Annotated in this window: 17 protein-coding genes and 1 tRNA gene; 7 read left to right on the forward strand and 11 right to left on the reverse strand. The window is 50.9% G+C overall.

Annotation, left to right across the window (positions count from 1 at the left end; all coding sequences use genetic code 11):
* Nucleotides 1–328 precede the first annotated feature (328 nt).
* From FIM25_RS14950 to FIM25_RS14965, 4 genes are all read left to right on the forward strand, one after another.
* On the forward strand, nt 329–973 hold the full coding sequence (locus FIM25_RS14950; RefSeq protein WP_246052233.1) for an RlmE family RNA methyltransferase: 645 nt from the start codon (nt 329–331) through the stop codon (nt 971–973).
* A gap of 56 nt (nt 974–1029) precedes the next feature.
* Nucleotides 1030–1764, forward strand: coding sequence for a YebC/PmpR family DNA-binding transcriptional regulator (locus FIM25_RS14955; protein ID WP_139450664.1), 735 nt, complete (start codon nt 1030–1032; stop codon nt 1762–1764).
* 80 nt (nt 1765–1844) lie between these two features.
* Entirely contained in the window at nt 1845–4058 is a 2214-nt protein-coding gene (locus FIM25_RS14960) for a S8 family serine peptidase (protein ID WP_179953426.1), read from the forward strand.
* Between the two features lie 90 nt (nt 4059–4148).
* Nucleotides 4149–4664 carry a protease complex subunit PrcB family protein gene (locus tag FIM25_RS14965; RefSeq protein WP_139450666.1) on the forward strand — a complete coding sequence of 172 codons (516 nt, stop codon included), beginning with the start codon at nt 4149–4151 and terminating at the stop codon, nt 4662–4664.
* Here FIM25_RS14965 and nadA read toward each other — a convergent pair.
* Together nadA and FIM25_RS14975 are read right to left on the reverse strand one after the other, a co-directional pair.
* On the reverse strand, nt 4661–5557 hold the full coding sequence (gene nadA, locus FIM25_RS14970; protein ID WP_139450667.1) for a quinolinate synthase NadA: 897 nt from the start codon (nt 5555–5557) through the stop codon (nt 4661–4663). The two genes, FIM25_RS14965 and nadA, sit on opposite strands and share 4 nt — an antisense overlap.
* A 226-nt stretch (nt 5558–5783) precedes the next feature.
* A complete protein-coding gene (locus FIM25_RS14975; RefSeq protein ID WP_179953427.1) occupies nt 5784–6419 on the reverse strand; it encodes a LolA family protein in 636 nt (211 codons plus the stop codon).
* A gap of 131 nt (nt 6420–6550) precedes the next feature.
* On the opposite strand from FIM25_RS14975, the gene tgt reads away from it, so the two are divergent.
* The 3 genes from tgt to FIM25_RS14990 all read left to right on the forward strand — a co-directional run bounded on the left by tgt (nt 6551) and on the right by FIM25_RS14990 (nt 9104).
* On the forward strand, nt 6551–7669 hold the full coding sequence (gene tgt / locus FIM25_RS14980) for a tRNA guanosine(34) transglycosylase Tgt (protein WP_218961452.1): 1119 nt from the start codon (nt 6551–6553) through the stop codon (nt 7667–7669).
* A 113-nt stretch (nt 7670–7782) separates the two neighbouring features.
* Entirely contained in the window at nt 7783–8220 is a 438-nt protein-coding gene (locus FIM25_RS14985) for an OsmC family protein (RefSeq protein ID WP_139450669.1), read from the forward strand.
* Nucleotides 8221–8258: 38 nt separating this feature from the next.
* Nucleotides 8259–9104, forward strand: a complete 846-nt coding sequence (locus tag FIM25_RS14990) for an Lcl domain-containing protein (RefSeq protein ID WP_179953428.1) — start codon at nt 8259–8261, stop codon at nt 9102–9104.
* Between the two features lie 147 nt (nt 9105–9251).
* Here FIM25_RS14990 and FIM25_RS14995 read toward each other — a convergent pair.
* The 9 genes from FIM25_RS14995 to FIM25_RS15035 all read right to left on the reverse strand — a co-directional run bounded on the left by FIM25_RS14995 (nt 9252) and on the right by FIM25_RS15035 (nt 15945).
* Nucleotides 9252–9328, reverse strand: a tRNA-Met gene (locus FIM25_RS14995).
* A 138-nt stretch (nt 9329–9466) separates the two neighbouring features.
* The gene (gene nqrF / locus FIM25_RS15000; RefSeq protein ID WP_139450671.1) at nt 9467–10681 is read right to left on the reverse strand and encodes an NADH:ubiquinone reductase (Na(+)-transporting) subunit F; all 1215 of its coding nucleotides are present in this window, start codon (nt 10679–10681) and stop codon (nt 9467–9469) included.
* A gap of 18 nt (nt 10682–10699) precedes the next feature.
* A complete protein-coding gene (gene nqrE, locus FIM25_RS15005) occupies nt 10700–11311 on the reverse strand; it encodes an NADH:ubiquinone reductase (Na(+)-transporting) subunit E (RefSeq protein ID WP_246052235.1) in 612 nt (203 codons plus the stop codon).
* A gap of 62 nt (nt 11312–11373) precedes the next feature.
* Nucleotides 11374–11781: a HepT-like ribonuclease domain-containing protein gene (locus FIM25_RS15010; RefSeq protein ID WP_139450672.1), complete on the reverse strand. Its 408-nt coding sequence runs from the start codon at nt 11779–11781 to the stop codon at nt 11374–11376.
* Nucleotides 11774–12064: a nucleotidyltransferase family protein gene (locus FIM25_RS15015; protein ID WP_139450673.1), complete on the reverse strand. Its 291-nt coding sequence runs from the start codon at nt 12062–12064 to the stop codon at nt 11774–11776. The genes FIM25_RS15010 and FIM25_RS15015 overlap by 8 nt, the downstream gene beginning before the upstream one ends.
* Before the next feature lie 24 nt (nt 12065–12088).
* Entirely contained in the window at nt 12089–12721 is a 633-nt protein-coding gene (locus FIM25_RS15020; RefSeq protein WP_139450674.1) for an NADH:ubiquinone reductase (Na(+)-transporting) subunit D, read from the reverse strand.
* On the reverse strand, nt 12718–13422 hold the full coding sequence (locus FIM25_RS15025; protein WP_139450675.1) for an FMN-binding protein: 705 nt from the start codon (nt 13420–13422) through the stop codon (nt 12718–12720). The genes FIM25_RS15020 and FIM25_RS15025 overlap by 4 nt, the downstream gene beginning before the upstream one ends.
* Nucleotides 13415–14587 carry an NADH:ubiquinone reductase (Na(+)-transporting) subunit B gene (locus FIM25_RS15030; RefSeq protein WP_139450676.1) on the reverse strand — a complete coding sequence of 391 codons (1173 nt, stop codon included), beginning with the start codon at nt 14585–14587 and terminating at the stop codon, nt 13415–13417. Before FIM25_RS15030 ends, FIM25_RS15025 begins: the two co-directional genes overlap by 8 nt.
* A 2-nt stretch (nt 14588–14589) precedes the next feature.
* On the reverse strand, nt 14590–15945 hold the full coding sequence (locus FIM25_RS15035) for a 4Fe-4S dicluster domain-containing protein (RefSeq protein ID WP_139450677.1): 1356 nt from the start codon (nt 15943–15945) through the stop codon (nt 14590–14592).
* Nucleotides 15946–16060 lie beyond the last annotated feature (115 nt).

The following is a 16060-nucleotide window of genomic DNA, read 5'->3' on the forward strand; positions in this document are numbered from 1 at the left end:
TTAAAGGCTTAGACCAGCCTGACTCAGTACCAAGGCAGAAGAATAGTTTTTAGATTGTTGACTCAAAAGGGATAGCTACGCCAAAAAAATCTGTGTATTGATTTTTTCTGAGTGTTGCGTCTCATATTTGAGAATTATTCCTCATAAATAATTATTTTTGAATCCTCACCGCCCCGTTGAGGGCTGAAAAAAGCCTCCCGAAACACCACAGGAGGGGTGTGGATTAATTTGATGGAGGATTTGGGCTGTAAGGTTGTATTGACTGGAAAAGCAAAAAAAATGTATTGATTAAAGCTTTTGACTTAAAGATGGTCTGAAATGGAGCCCCATGGCAGCAAAAAAAGCAAAGGGCAGAATGCCTGCGAAAAATTCGGCAAATCCCTGGGAGGATCATTATACAAGGCTGGCCCGCAAGGAAAACTATGTGGCGAGGTCTGTATATAAACTCAAGGAAATTCAGGATAAGTATGGTCCTATGCAAGAGGGCCATAGAATTCTGGACTTAGGTTGTGCACCGGGCTCATGGCTGCAGTATGCCACGGAGATGGCAGGGCCTTCGGGCGGAGTGCTGGGTTTGGATCTGAAGCCTGTGGATCTGGCTTTCCCCCCCCATGCCAGAGCTGTGGTGGGAGACATCTATGATCTTTCCGATGAGATTCGGGACTGGCTGCTGCCGGGGGTGGATGGTGTCCTAAGCGATATGGCACCAGCTACTACGGGTATGGGAGATGTGGATGCCCTGCGGTCAGCAGCCCTTTGCGAGGCAGCTTTGTTTCTGGCAAAAGATGTGCTGAAGCCGGGAGGCTATTTTATCTGTAAGATTTTTCAGGGCCGGGGTTTTGATTCTTTTCTGGCTGATGTTAAGAGGCTTTTTGAAAAGCAGCGTATCTTTAAACCTAAGAGTTGCCGGAAACAGAGCCGGGAAATTTATGTGCTGGGTATGGGCTTTTACGGAAAGCCGGATGTAAATTGATCTGACGTGAATTGAAATAAAGTGGCTGGTAAGGGCAGCCCAAGTGGAGGAAAGTAATGGCAGGGCACAGCAAGTGGGCGAATATTCGCCATAAAAAGGGCAAGGAAGATATACGCAGGGGTAAGATTTTTACCAAACTGGCCAAGGAAATAATGGTGGCTGCCCGCATTGGTGGCGGGGACCCGACCAGCAATCCCAGGTTGCGTACCGCAACCATAGCAGCCCGTTCGGAAAACATGCCCAAGGACAATATTGAAAGGGCTATCAAGAAGGGAATTGGCGATCTGGACGGTGCCAATTATGAGGAAATCACCTACGAAGGCTATGGGCCCAGTGGTGCTGCGGTCATTGTAGAGGTTATGACGGACAACAAAAACCGCACTGTGGGTGAGGTTCGCCATGCCTTCAGCAAATGCGGCGGTAACCTTGGTGCCAATGGCTGTGTTGCCTGGATGTTTGATAAAAAAGGTTTCTTGGTGGTGGAGAAGGGAGCCGTGGATGAGGATGCCCTTATGGAGGCAGCCCTTGAAGCAGGTGCTGAGGATGTGCGTGAGGAAGAAGAATGTTTTGAAATAATCACCGAGCCCCAGGATTTTGATGCTGTGCGGGATGCCCTTGAAACCGCTGGATTTGCCTTTACAATGGCAGAAGTCAGCATGATTCCCCAGACCATGACCAGCCTTGAGGGCAAGGATGCCCAGCAGATGGTTAAGCTCATGGAGATGCTCGAAGACAACGATGATGTGCAGAAGGTGCACACCAACGCAGATATACCGGAAGATCTGGTCTGATGGCAGGAGGGGGCGGGTTGATGCCTGCTCCCTGCATCCTGCTCCCGCCTTTTACCCTGCCCGTTTCCGGGAGGTTTTGTATGCGACAGCCCGTCCTTTTTATTCTTCTAACTTGCTGTTTTCTGATGGCCTGTTTACTCACGGCCTGCTTCTCTTCCTCATCCGATGATAGCAAGGTAAAGAAAAGTTCTATTCCTGAAATAAGCTTTTCTCTGGAAATACCTGATTCTTTTAAAAACGATGCGGGAATATTAGTGGCACCGGCAAGGGCTTTTGTTTTAGCCCCTGATTTTTTTTCAGAAGACGGAAAACTCCTTGATTATAACTGGAAGCTTAATGGAAAAGCAGCTGGTGCAGGAAAAGCCCGCTGGCTGGAACTGCCTTCTCCGGGAAGCCATTTTGTTGAGCTGCAGGTTTCAGACTCCCTTGGAAATTACCGGACCCGCAGGGAGGAAATTCATCTGGCTGAAGGTCCGGCCCTTTTTCTTTCCGGCAGGGTGTATCCGGTTCGGGAGCAGAAATCTGGAAATTCCGGCTCCCTTCGTCCTTCTCTGAAAGATATTATACCCGGTGAGGTCATTGTCCGGTTCCGGGAACCGGAAGCTGCTTTCCGTTCTGCCATGGGTGAAGATGGCTGGCAGGAGCTGGAAAGATATAAGGAAACGGCATTGCTGCGTATCCCCCTTGCACGTTACGCCATGGGAGGGGACGGGGAGGCTGTCGCAGGGGATACCCTGGCAGCGGTGGAAGCCCTTAGTATGCGTCGGGATATTCTCTGGGCGGAGCCGAATTACAGGCGAAGGACTTTCAGGATACCGGTCAATGATACGGCTTATGCAGAAGATCCCCGCCGTTTCTGGCCCCTGGAGGCCATTACGGCGCCTGATGCCTGGGATCAGACAAGGGGGGCTGGAGCTGTGATTGCCGTGCTGGATTCCGGTGTCATGGCGGATCATCCGGATCTTAAAGACCGCATCGGTCCGGATGGTTATGATTTTGTTGAAAAACGTGCAGGAACACCTTCCGATGAAAGACCTTTCCATGGAACACAGGTATCGGGCATTGCCCTTGCCACCATGAACAACGGGCTGGGCATTGCAGGTGTGGCGGGTGAAGCCACCCTCATGCCCCTTAAGGTGATAAAAAATGATTCTGCCAGTACCTGGGATATTGCCCAGGCCATACGCTATGCCGCAGGCCTTGAAAATGCTTCGGGACGGCTGCCCCAAAGAAGGGCCGATGTGATTAATCTCAGCCTTGGCGGAACATGGAATTCAAGGGAAGAAAGGGAGGCTGTGGCAGCGGCCCTGAAAGCAGGGGTCTTTGTGGTGGCCGCCGCAGGCAACGAGGGAAGGGACAGAAAAAACTATCCTGCTGCCCACAGTGGTGTTTTTGCCGTGGCTGGCGTGGATCAGGGCCTTATGCGCCATCGTGACAGTAATTACGGAGACTGGATTTCCCTTGTGGCACCCTTTGGCCCCGTTTATACCACATCGGCATGGACCCTTGTGAGCAGACCGCAGGCATCCTATGTTGATGCCTTCGGGACTTCCATGGCAACGCCCTTTGTCAGTGGTGTGCTGGCCCTGATGCGCAGTCTGGATCCTTTTCTTTCTCCTGATCAGGCTATGGGAATTCTGGAAAAAGGAGGAATGACCCGGGATCTTGGACCTTTGGGAAAGGATGAGGACACGGGCTGGGGCCTTGTGGATGCGGCAAAGGCAGTGCATGCTCCGGGAGCTGCTGTTCCTGTGGCAGCACCAGAGGCTCTTTATATGGGTATGGGCAGAGGGCAGGCCCTTTTTTTTCTGGGAAAAGCTAATGATGTGTCAGGTCTTCCCGCATCTTCTCTGCCATGGCTTGAGATCCGGGAGACGGCCCAGGGGCTGAATACCCGGACTTTTACGGTTTTTCTGAACATGGAGCATGGAGATTTCCCTGGGGAAGGAGGGCGCTTTTTTATTGCAATCCCAACGGATTCCGGAGATTCTCTTTATCCTGTGCATGTGAACATGCCGCCTGAGAATCTTCATGGACTTTCCCAGGATCATGTCTTTGTTGTTCTTGAACAGGAAGGTTCGGGAAAAATGAGATATTATTCCCTGTCTGAAGAGGATAAGGAAGAAGGAGCCTATGTCTGGCGTATGGATGATGTTGAAGCGGGCCTTTACCGTATCCGAATTCAGGGGGAGGAGCTGAAGGGGGCATACCCATCCGGAGGAGGAAGGGTTGTCTGGGTATATCCAAAGGCACCTTGTCTCGAACATCTTGATTTTGTGGTTGAAGCGTTTTAAAAAAATCTTCCTGAATTATAAAACAGGGTGTAGGGTTACCCTGTCGAAATTTGTGGCGGGTCCGGTTTTCAGGGAAAGGGTGAAAGCATCATGAAACAGAAATCGTGGCGGATTCTGACGGGTGTTCTTCTGGTCAGTCTTGTTCTCTATGGTTGTATTGCCGCTAAAAAGAGCATGGGCGGTCCGCCTGTGGCGGAGATGATCTATCATGGTTCAGACTGCGGTTTCCGCAGTGATGCTCCCTTTGGCCTGTGGATAGGGGAAATTTCCGACTTTTCACGGCTGGAAACCGATGGCAGCCTTCTCTGCGAAGCGGTCCGTCAGCGCCTGGAAGAGGTAGACTTTAATCTTGGTGGCGTGCTGTTGTTAGGGCTGGGTATGCAAAAAACAGGGGGGTATGGCATTCGTCTGGCATCCACGGATCTGGAGTCGAGCGGGGATACAGCCATTGTAAGGCTGCGTATGATCAGGCCTTCATCCGGCAGCCGGGTCACCCAGGCCCTGACATGGCCCTGTATCCTCATAGGTATTCCCCATGGGGAGTATCGCCATGTGCAGGCCATGGATGACGCAGGTCGGCTGATGGTGAAGACCCGGATTCATTAGCCCTTTATGGCCATCATTTTTCTGACGGCCTTCAGGGCGGGGATGCGGATGTCTTCGGGTACTGTCACCCTTCCGGATTCTTTTTCAAGGGTGCTTTTTAGAATTTCAAGGCTTATTTTTTTCATGTCCGGGCAGTACATTTCAGGGCTTGCCGGATGGAAAATCTTATCCGGGCAGGCCTGCTGAAGTGGGTAAAGAAGCCCTGTTTCCGTGCCGATGATAAATTCTCTGTGGCTCGATTCCTTTGCCATGCGGATCATCCCCGAGGTGCTGGTGACGGCATCGGCCATGATCAGAACCTCTGGCGGACATTCGGGATGGGCGATGAAAAAGGCATTGGGGTGGGCTTTTTTTGCTTCAGCAACGGTTTTACGGTCAAGATTGTTGTGGAAGGGACAGAAGCCTTCCCATAGGTGGATTCTTTTTGAGCTGTGACTGGCCGCATACAGGGCGAGATTGCGGTCCGGTGTCATGAGAATTTCTTCACTGTCAAGGCTCTCCACCACCCGGATCACGTTGGCTGAGGTGCAGCAGATATCGGAAAGGGCCTTGACCGCAGCCGTGGAGTTAACGTAGGTGACCACGGGGACGCCGGGAAGCTGGGCTTTACGCTTTTTAAGGGCTTCCGGTGTGACCATGTCCGCCATGGGGCAGCCCGCATCTTCGACGGGAAGCAGAACGGTTTTTTCAGGGGAGAGAATGGCAGCGGTTTCCGCCATAAAGCGCACTCCGCAGAAAACAATGATATCAGCATCGGTTTCCGCAGCCTTGATGCTCAGTTCCAGGGAGTCTCCGCAGAGGTGTGCTACGTCCTGAATATCTGCAGGGACATAATTATGGGCCAGTATGATGGCGTTTTTTTCTCTGGCCAGTTTTCTTATGGTATCTTTCATTGTCGAATCCTGTTGTATCTGTAATGTATGGATGCCTTTTGTACAGTGTCAGACGCGTCGGCCATGGCCGGATTTAAAAGAAGGTCTTCAGCCGGAGCTGATAATTATAATACACTGAAACCTTGGGGGGCAGGGAACCTTGTTGTAAAGGTTCCTCTTTTTTTGTCATGATATTTCCTGTAAAAGGAAATTTTTTTCAAGGTTAATCTGTATTTTATGATTTTTTTTATTCCCCCAGCTTAAATTCGCTGGTTCCCGGTGGCGGGGTGAAATGGAAGAGTTCATCTTTGCACAGGTTGTGGCCTTCTTCTCCGAAAAGACGGATGCGTGTGACATCCCCGTAAGCATTAAGGGTTTCTATGCTTACAATTTGGCCGGTTTTATTATCTGCTTCAATGAAAAGTTCCGTAAGGCCGGGTTCGGGCTGATGTGGTATGAGTCTGAGGCGGACAGGATCGGTTTCGGGATCGGAAACTCTGGTATGGGTGAAATCTTCCCGCAGGGATGCCATGTCCGAAAGAAAGCGGCCACCCTTGCCTCTGCCGAAATAGGGTTCCGATTCTCCCACCAGTACTTCCTTTTCCAGGGGAGAGTATATCCAGAGGGTGGTTCCGTCCGTGACAATGAGTCTTGGTTCCGGGGTTTCGTATTCCCAACGCATGCGGCCGGGATGGGAAAATACAGCTCTGCCGTCGGCCCTTTCGGATATGTCCATGGCAGAAAGTACGGATATCTGTTGGAAGCTGGCGGAAAAGCACCGGTCTTTGTAACGGTTTTCCATGGCCGTAATCACTTCATCCCCGGCAGATGCCTGGCCGTAACAGAGAAACGATAAAAGAAGTATGAGTATAATGCCTTGCATAGGAGTCTCCTGGTTCAGGGTCATAGAGCCGCTGTCAGGGTAGCGGAAAGCAGGTTTATTGTAAACTGAAGGCTCTTATCTCATTAAAAAACTAAAAAGTATTTTATATATTTACCTGAAAGGAAAAGCGCATGGCGCAAAGGGATATACAGTTTAAGCTGCTCGCAAAGGACAGAAGTGGTGCCCGGAGGGGAGAATTTACAACCCATCACGGAACCGTACAGACACCTGCTTTCATGCCCGTGGGAACGGCGGGTTACGTGCATTCCACCCCGGCAAGGGATGTGGCGGAAGCAGGTGCTGAGGTGCTTCTGGCCAACACCTACCACCTTTCTCTGGGTGACAGACTTGCATCTGTTCGTTATATGGGCGGCTTGCATCGTTTCATGGGATGGGACAGGACCATACTCACGGATTCCGGTGGGTTTCAGGTATTTTCTCTGCCGGACAGGGTTATTGATGATGAAGGTGTCACCTTTTCCTATGAGGAAGATGGGGAAAAGGTGACACTGACCCCTGAAAAGTCCATGGAGATACAGCGGGATTTGGGGGCGGATATTGTTATGGCCTTTGATGAATGTGTTTCCCATACCGCAGACCGGAATTATGTGGGAAAATCCGTGGGACTCACCACGGCCTGGGCTTCAAGGTGCAGGGATGTGAAACTGCAGGATCATCAGTTTCTTTTTGGTATTGTGCAGGGAGGGGTTTTTGATGATCTGCGCAGGAGAAGCGCCAAAGAGATAACGGCCATTCCCTTTGACGGTTTTGCCATAGGTGGTGTCAGTGTGGGTGAGGGTTTTGATCTCATGCGCAGGGTGGTGGGTGTCACAGCGCCCTGTCTTCCAGAAGATCTGCCAAGGTATCTCATGGGTGTAGGCCTTCCTGAGGATATTCTTGAAGCCGTGCATCTGGGCATGGATATGTTTGACTGCGTTATTCCTACACGTTATGCACGCCAGGGAACCCTTTTCACCCGTACGGGAAAACTTCGTATAAAGAATAAGAATTTTCGGAAAGACCGTTATCCTCTGGATACAAAATGTTCTTGTTATACTTGCAGAACCTTTTCCCGCATGGTGCTGCGTTATCTGTTCTTTTCCGGAGATCCTCTGGCGGAAACCCTTGCAACAATACATAATATTACTTTTTATCAGGATCTGATGACTGATATTCGCAGTGCCATTGAAGAAAACCGTTTTGAAAGTTTTAAAAGGGAATGGCTGGAAATTTATAAAAAAAACAGGTAAGTCTTCTTGGCTGCTTTTTTATTGTGACCTTTTTACGATGACCATGGAATCTGTGCTTTCAAAAAAGGATGATCCGGGAGTTCAGTTTCTTTTGACATGATAACAAGGAAACCATGTCTCAGATTCATATCAGGGGGCTCGGGAAAGGGGAATTCATTCTTGAAAAAGAAGGTGTTTCAGAGATCATAGGTCTTCGGTCTTCGGCATCAGCAGGGAAAGATGCCTCGTTTTCTCCCACGGATCTTGTGTCCGCAGCCTTGGGTTCCTGCCTCATGGCGGTGATGGAGGCTGTTCTGGAGCGATCTGGTTTTGATCCTTGCGCTTTTAGTCTTGACGTGGAAAAGGAAATGGCGGAATCTCCATCCCGTATCAGCCGTTTATGTGTAAGAATCAGACCCCCCCGACCACTGGAGGCTGTATTGGTGAAAAAGCTTGAAAAGGTCATGGCGTTTTGCCCGGTCAAAAGAAGTCTTGCTCCGGATGTGAAAATATCGATCATCTGGGAGCAGCCGGATGCTTTTTCGTGCCCGGTGGAGGAGGGCAGGCTGTGACGGGTTTTGGGAAAGGGAAGAGGAGTGGTATGTGTGGCTTGTCTTTTTTTCGCAGGCTCATCTTTTTGGGATGTGTGCTTTTCATGGTGGCCTGCACCGGTGAGAAGGAGTACGGCATTTTAAATATTGCATCCCAGCCGGGTGATGCCCATATATTTATCAATGGTGAACGTAAGGGGAATACTCCTGAAATCCAGAGCCGTTCCTTTTCCATCCGTCTGGAAAGGGGATTTTATAGCCTGGAGGCCTACAGACCCATTGATGCGGACATGGAGTATTATGCCATCCGTGAAGATGTTTTTGTAGGGGCCAATACGGAGCAGCATCTGATGCTGCAGATGGAAAAGCGTCTCACCGAAGCCGGTATGAATAATGCGGCCCTTCTCTATATGGAAAAAGCCTTTGCAGACCGCTATTATGACAACGGAAATGGCACACTGACGGATATTGAAACCGGCCTGCAGTGGATGCGCTGCAGTTTGGGGCAGAAATGGGACGGTGAAAACTGTCTGGGTGTGGCGGATGCCTATGCCTGGTCGAGGGGCAGGGATACGGTACGTGCCTTTAATATGAATGGCGGTTATGCCGGAAAAAAAGACTGGCGCATTCCCTCCGCAGAAGAAATGCTGACACTGGTTTTCTGTAGCTCTGGACATCCTGCACACTGGAATAATATGGGCGGGGCCTGTCAGGGAGTCTACAGGAGACCTGCAATTCTGGAGGCCGCCTTTCCCAATACACCTAGCACCTGGTTCTGGACTTCATCGGAAGATGCCTTTAATCAGGGAGCGGCTGAGTTTGTATTTTTTCATTACGGCAGCAGCCGTAGCGGTGATAAAAGTAATGAAAAGTGTCTGCGGCTGGTGAGGGACAGCGGTTTATAATTTGTCTGCGGTTTTTACGACCCTGAGTTGCAGGGTGCTCTGGGTGACTCTGGCAGACATAAGACCTGCCTTTGTATCAATGGCTGAAGGTCATGTTGGTAAGAATATAAAAAGGCTTACGGTTGAGACCGTAAGCCTTTATTTTTTTGGTAGCGGGGACCGGATTTGAACCGATGACCTTCGGGTTATGAGCCCGACGAGCTACCAGACTGCTCCACCCCGCAGCAACGAGTTCGGACACTACGCTTCAAAAACATGGAAGTCAATGCTTTTTTTTGTCCTTGTCTGGAATATGTTCCTTTAACCGGTATTCTGATACCGGAAAACATAAGCGTATTTAAGGTTATTCAAGACTGTTTTGGCTAAAATTTGTCATAGGCTATCATCTCTTCTTCAACTCCAAGGTTCCATAAAATATCCACCACGGAATCCACCATCACAGGCGGTCCGCAAAGATAATACTCAATTTCTGAAGGATCTTCGTGCTTTTTCAGGTAGCTTTCATACAGCACCTCATGGATAAAGCCTGTGGGTCCATCCCACTGATCTTCGGGCAGGGGTTCTGAAAGTGCCACCTGATAATGGAAGTTGGGATATTTTTCCCTAAGGGATTTAAAATCATCATCATAGAACATTTCTCTTCTGGATCTTGCTCCGTACCAGAAGGTGATTTTTCGTTTTGTATGTAGGGTATTGAGCTGATGCAGAATCTGGCTGCGCATGGGTGCCATGCCCGCACCTCCCCCCACAAAGCATATTTCTTTTTCTGAATCCTTTACGAGAAAATCTCCGTAGGGACCGCTGAAGGTGACCTGATCGCCTTCTTTAAGATTGAATATAAAAGAAGATCCCACGCCCGGAGGTGCATCGGGCTGGTCTTCGGGTGGTGTGGCAATGCGGACGGTGAGCCGTGGCTGGTCCTCATAGGGAGGATTGGCAAGGGAATAGGCACGGAACACCCTTTCTTCAGACCGGGCTTTGATGTTCCATAACTGGTATTTGTCCCAGTCATCCACATAGGTCGTGGGAATGGAAAAATCTGAAAAAGAAAGCTTATATTCGGGAATGTCAATCTGTATGTACTGGCCCGCCTCAAAGGAGAAGTCTTCATCTGGATCCACTTTGAGAAGAAGTTCTTTGATGTAGGTGCCAACGCTTCGGTTGGATACCACCGTGGCATGGTACTTTCTGATGCTGAAAATTTCTTCCGGAATGGCGATGGACAGGTTGTTGCGCACTTTGAGCTGGCAGGCAAGGCGGATACCTTCCGCTTTTTCCTTTCGGCTCAGGTGGGAAAGTTCCGTGGGCAGGACGTCACCGCCGCCTTCCAGAACCTTGCATTTGCACATGGCGCAGGTGCCGCCCCCGCCACAGGCCGAGGGCAGGAGGATGCCCTGACTCACAAGGCTGCTCAGGAGGGTGCTGCCGGTGGACACCGTAATACTTTTGTCTTCATCCCCATTTATGAGAATACGGCTGTCCTCTTTTTTAACCAGCCTTGATTCCACAAAAAGAAGCAGCAGCACCAAAGAAAGGGTTACGCCGGTGAAGACGACAAAACTGATAAGAAAGATCATGGTCTTTCTCCTTATTGTTTACAGGGCTATGCCGGAAAAAATCATGAAACCCATGGCCATGAGTCCTGAGACGATCATGGTGATTCCATAGCCTTCAAGGCCGTAGGGGAGGTCGGCGTAGCGCAGCTTCTGGCGGAGGGAGGCCATGGCCACAATGGCCAGAAACCAGCCCGTTCCAGACCCTAAGCCAAAAACAAGGGATTCATTGAAATTATAGTTTCTTTCCACCATGAAAAGGGAGGTTCCCAGAATGGCGCAGTTAACGGCGATCAGCGGCAGAAAGACCCCAAGCGCCGTATAAAGGGCCTGGGATATGCGTTCTATGACCATTTCCACAATCTGTACCATGGCGGCAATGGAGGCTATGAAGGTTATGAACCGTAAAAAATTCAGATCCACGTCCGGCAACCCAGCCCAGGCCAGGGCACCGGGTGCAAGCAGATAATGATGGATGAACCAGTTCACCGGCGTGGTGATGGCCAGAACAAAAATAACGGCAAAACCCAGCCCCGTTGCGGTTTTCAGGTTGCCGGAAACGGCCACAAAGGAGCACATGCCAAGGAAGTAGGCCAAAAGAATATTGCCCACAAAAACAGAATTGAGAAAAATACCCATCAGATTTTCCACCATGGACTCCTTTTCATAAAAAACCTGTCTTTTTCATGCAGAGGATTACACTGTACGGATGGCTGTTATTGTGTATCCGCATGGGTTTCTCCTTTCGTGGGAAAGGATTGATCCATAATCATGAGATGGACAGCTGCCACAAGCTCAGGAATTCGATTTGCGCATACATCAAAAATTACATCCGCATCCATTTCAAAATAGTGGTAGCTGATGATATCCCTCATGCCTTTGGCTTTTTTCCAGTCCACTTGCGGGTAGCGGGGCAGAAGTGCTTTTTCTGTTACTTTGTCAAGATTTTTTAAGGCTTCCCCGATGGCTATCAGCAGCATGCAGATACTGTCCAGTTTTTCCATTCCAGACTCAGAGTCTGTAAAATCCTGTACTTTTTTTACTGGCTGAAAACGCTTAATGACCGTTTCTCCGGCGTAGTGTATCTGTTTCATGATTTCGATGAAGAGTACCTTGTCATACATAAAGGGCTTCCCTGTCTATCCTTGTTTTCAGGAAGGCATTCATGCCTTGTCTGTACCGGACCACATCCACCCTTCTGTGCAGATGTTCCTCCAGCTCCTGTTTGATCCCAATGAGGGAAAAAAGATCCGGTTTTTTCAGTTCCACCACCACATCAATGTCGCTTTCTTCTTTGATATCATTGCGGGCAACGGAACCAAAAACGCCTATTTTCAGTATGAAATATTCATCTTGTCTGCGGTTTTTGAATTCCCGCATACAGTTCAGTATGTCTTCCTGCTGCATTGCATTCCTCCTGAGGCTCTGTAGTTATTTTATGCCTTCGTCTTTCTGCAGCACAGCTTTCTGGAACCAGACAAAAAGCCCTATGATGATGAAGGCCGCAGGAGCCAGCAGCATGAAGCCCATGTCGCTGTATCCTGCCTGATACAGGGCATCCGGGATGATCTGCAGTCCGAAAAGGGAGCCTGAGCCGAAAAGTTCCCGAATAAAGGCAACGCCCACCAGCACGAGGGAGTAGCCCAGACCGTTTCCCAGCCCGTCACAGAAGGAGAGACCGGGGGGGTTGCCCAGGGCATAGGTTTCGGCACGGCCCATGACGGCACAGTTGGTGATTATCAGTCCCACAAAGACGGAAAGCTGCTTGCTGATATCATAGAGAAAGGCTTTGAGCACCTGATCCGTGAGAATGACAAGGCTTGATATGACAAAAAGCTCCACAATAATACGGATGTTGCGGGGAATGTGGTGACGCATGGAAGACACGATAAGACTTGAGAATGCCGTGACAAAGGTCATGGAAAGGCCCATGACAATGGCCGTATTCAGCTGTACGGTTACGGCAAGGGCGGAGCATATGCCCAGCATCTGAATGTTGATGGGGTTGTTGCCCAGTATGGGTTCCGTAAGTGCTTTATAGTAGGGACTGCTTTTCAGACTCATGGGGTCTCCTTCATCAGATAGCCGTCGCCCTCACCAGCCCGGAACCGGGCGGATACGGGTTCAAATCTTTTCAGTACATCCATGATGCCTTCGGAAAGGTAGTTGCCCGTTAAGGTGGCACCGGAAATGCCGTCCACACTGTGGGGATCATCGGAAGATGCCTTTCCCTTGGCCACCCTCAGGCCACGGAAGGTGTTGTTCTCGTCCAGAATGCGTCTGCCGGTAAAGCTCTGCTGAAAAGACCTGCTTTCAATGTCTCCGCCAAGGCCCGGGGTTTCCTGATGGGCGTACACCGTAAAACCGGATATCTCTACGCCGTCCGCTTCCAGGGCGAGGTAGCCGTATATTTTCCCCCAGAGCCCTCTGGATTCAAGGGGGAGAATGTAGCCCTCGCTGATTGTGCCGTTGCTGTCCGTTTTCAGGAAAAAAACAAGGGTCTTATCCCCGCCTTCTTCCACAGGCCTGCCTTCAGCGTCTGCTGCTACAGCCCGTATGCGTTTTGAGAAAAGGGCCTCTACTTCTGTGCCTGTGGGTTTTTGGTCTTCCGGAAGAAGTCCTGCGGCCTTAAGTACGTTCTTCTGGCGATCCAGCCTTGCATTGGCATCCTGTCTGGGTTTCAGTCCCGTGGCTGCTGCGGTGAGAAGAATGCTGCAGACAAGGCAGAGGTATAAGGTAAAGCGGATGGATCGGCTTTCAGACATGGGATATCCTCTTTCTCAGCCGGATCTGGATGACAAAGTGGTCCAGAAGCGGTGCAAACAGGTTCATAAAGAGAATGGCCAGCATGGTGCCTTCGGGATAGGCAGGGTTGAAAACCCGTATCAGCACGGTCAGTGCACCGATGAGAAAGCCGTAGAGCCACCGGGCTGCATCTGTGCCCGGTGCCGACACCGGGTCCGTTGCCATAAAGACAATGCCAAAGGCAAAGCCACCCATGACAAGGTGGTAGTAAGCGGGCAGGGCCATGGCCGCTGCAAAGGAGCCTGTGGCCAGCTGATTGAGGAGCATACCCGTTCCCAGAACGCCCAGCACGCCTCCCACCATGATCCGCCAGTTGGCAACGCCCGTTATGATCAGGATGAGGGCACCCACAATGCAGAGCAGGGCTGAAGTTTCGCCGATACTGCCCGGAGTTCGGCCCACAAACAGTTCAAAAAGTCCCAGCCCTGCCTGATCCAGCATGGCGGGAATCTGGGAGCCGGGTTCGGCCTGGGCGCTGATGGCAAGGGCTGTGGCACCGGAAACCGCATCCGTGGCACCGCCGGAAATCCACACGGCATCTCCGGACATCTGACCGGGATAGGCGAAAAAGACAAAGGCTCTGGCCGTGAGGGCGGGGTTGAGAAGGTTGCGGCCCGTGCCGCCGAAAATTTCCTTGCCGATGACCACGCCGAAGCTGATGCCGATGGCGGCCTGCCACAGGGGCAGATCCGGTGGCAGGATAAGGGGGTAGAGCAGACCGGAGACCAGAAAGCCTTCACTGATTCCATGGCCCCTTCGGACGGCGAACAGGGCTTCCCAGAAAAAGCCCACTCCGTAGCTGACCACCAGAAGGGGTATGAAGATAAAAAGCCCCTGAATGAAAGAAGGAATAAAGGCTGTGGACTCTCCTGCAGCGAGACAGGCGTAGTAGCCCGTATTGTAAATGCCAAACAGGGCAACGGGAACAATGGCAAGAATCACAATACTCATGAAGCGTTTGAGATCCAGACTGTCCCGGATGTGGGGACTTTGGGATGTGGTGCTGTCCGGAAGAAAGAAAATGGTTTCAAAGGCTTCAAACAGTCCGTGATAGCGGTGGAGTCTGCCCTCTTTTTCAAATTTGGGCCTGTGGGTATCAAAAAAACTTCTTATCCAACGCTGCATGGTCAGGCCCCTTTCTGCTGTTCCTGATACAGTTTTTCCCGAGCACTGCCAAAAATTCCGGAAAGATCAATTTTGGAAGGGCAGGCATAGGCACAGAGCCCGCACTGAACACAGTCCAGCAGGCCGTGGGCCAGGGCTTCTTCAATGGCATCGGCGTGCAGGGCCTTCATGGTAAACTGGGGGAGCATTTCCACCGGGCAGAGTCTTGTGCAGGTACCGCAGTTGATGCAGGCCCTTTCCTCTCCGTGGGTGTTGCAGTCCACCTTTGCCGGGCGGTTGAAAAGGGCGGAAAGAAAGGTTCGGGACACGCTGTTTTTGCTAAGCCCCGGTCTCATAAAACCAAAGTATTCTTTTTCCTTTCCTTCGGGTATGCGGGTAAGGCTGGTTTCATACATGGACATGAAGCCTTCCTGACCTGCATTTCTGCCCCTGAAGAGGCCGCCTGCAATATTTCTGAAATTCCCTTCCAGAGGATCACAGGCTTCAATAAGATGGGAGACGGGAGCGCCGAATCGGGTACGAACATGGCAGGGGCTGGCAAGGCCGGTTCCACCCATGGCATAGGTGCGTTCGCCCGGATAGGTGCCAGTTTCCAGAAGATGGGCAATGAGCAGCACATCTTCTCCTGTAATGAACCAGGCTTTTCCGGTATTTCCTTTTTTCCTGAGGTGGTAGTGAACCACTCCCGGATCCTGGGCCGGGTAACGGCCAAAGACCGTATGGTTGACCACGCCCTGGCATTCATTGAGCACAAAGCTGTGCTGTTCCGCACAGGTATAGACGGCAAGCTGGCCTGCCAGTTTTTTGAGAACCCGGATGCCGAAGCGGAAAGCTTCCAGGTGCCCCTGAAGATAGGCTTCGGGCAGGGCGGAAAAGGGCTGGTGAGAATCCATGCGTACATAGAGGGTGTCCGGAAGCTCTTTGGTGTCTGCTATGGCGCGGAAGGGAAGGCTGCGAAATAGCGGCCAGAGACCGCCCTTTACCAGATGCTGCATCAGTTCTTCCCTGTCCATGGTTTCAAGATCTTCGTTCTCAAGGGGTTGAAAGAATTCCCTTTCTTCCTTTTCATCGAGACGGATGATGATGGCAGTGACAATGCGTCTGGGCCCAAAGATGATGTTTTCAATGATGCCGCCGCCGGGGGAGAGGAAGCGGAGTTCCGGTCTTCTTTTGTCTTCAAAAAGGGGGCTGCCGAGGGAAACCCTGTCCCCTTCTTTGACCTGCAGCCGGGGCTTTACAAAGGGAAAAGCGGAAGGCACCACCGCCAGAGAGGAAGGCCTTGGCAGGTGGATGATGCTGGCCTCGGGGTTGCCCCGGAGGTCAGGGTTATGGCCGTTGGGAATAAAGAGAGTTTTCATGAAAAACCCTGCTTTCAGTGCTTTCGGTAGAATGTTGTCAATTCTGAACCACTGATGCCTTAAGGTTGCTGGCAGATATGGTTGCCTGTGGTTCAGGGTGGAGAGGATATTGTTT

It is taken from the genome of Desulfobotulus mexicanus, assembly GCF_006175995.1.
GTDB lineage: Bacteria > Desulfobacterota > Desulfobacteria > Desulfobacterales > ASO4-4 > Desulfobotulus > Desulfobotulus mexicanus.

Coding starts and splice junctions, on each gene's coding strand:
- FIM25_RS14950 (WP_246052233.1), top strand. CDS start 329: ATGGCAGCAAAAAAAGCAAAGGGCAGAATGCCTGCGAAAAATTCGGCA.
- FIM25_RS14955 (WP_139450664.1), top strand. CDS start 1,030: ATGGCAGGGCACAGCAAGTGGGCGAATATTCGCCATAAAAAGGGCAAG.
- FIM25_RS14960 (WP_179953426.1), top strand. CDS start 1,845: ATGCGACAGCCCGTCCTTTTTATTCTTCTAACTTGCTGTTTTCTGATG.
- FIM25_RS14965 (WP_139450666.1), top strand. CDS start 4,149: ATGAAACAGAAATCGTGGCGGATTCTGACGGGTGTTCTTCTGGTCAGT.
- nadA (WP_139450667.1), bottom strand. CDS start 5,557: ATGAAAGATACCATAAGAAAACTGGCCAGAGAAAAAAACGCCATCATA.
- FIM25_RS14975 (WP_179953427.1), bottom strand. CDS start 6,419: ATGCAAGGCATTATACTCATACTTCTTTTATCGTTTCTCTGTTACGGC.
- tgt (WP_218961452.1), top strand. CDS start 6,551: ATGGCGCAAAGGGATATACAGTTTAAGCTGCTCGCAAAGGACAGAAGT.
- FIM25_RS14985 (WP_139450669.1), top strand. CDS start 7,783: ATGTCTCAGATTCATATCAGGGGGCTCGGGAAAGGGGAATTCATTCTT.
- nqrF (WP_139450671.1), bottom strand. CDS start 10,681: ATGATCTTTCTTATCAGTTTTGTCGTCTTCACCGGCGTAACCCTTTCT.
- nqrE (WP_246052235.1), bottom strand. CDS start 11,311: ATGGTGGAAAATCTGATGGGTATTTTTCTCAATTCTGTTTTTGTGGGC.
- FIM25_RS15010 (WP_139450672.1), bottom strand. CDS start 11,781: ATGTATGACAAGGTACTCTTCATCGAAATCATGAAACAGATACACTAC.
- FIM25_RS15015 (WP_139450673.1), bottom strand. CDS start 12,064: ATGCAGCAGGAAGACATACTGAACTGTATGCGGGAATTCAAAAACCGC.
- FIM25_RS15020 (WP_139450674.1), bottom strand. CDS start 12,721: ATGAGTCTGAAAAGCAGTCCCTACTATAAAGCACTTACGGAACCCATA.
- FIM25_RS15025 (WP_139450675.1), bottom strand. CDS start 13,422: ATGTCTGAAAGCCGATCCATCCGCTTTACCTTATACCTCTGCCTTGTC.
- FIM25_RS15030 (WP_139450676.1), bottom strand. CDS start 14,587: ATGCAGCGTTGGATAAGAAGTTTTTTTGATACCCACAGGCCCAAATTT.
- FIM25_RS15035 (WP_139450677.1), bottom strand. CDS start 15,945: ATGAAAACTCTCTTTATTCCCAACGGCCATAACCCTGACCTCCGGGGC.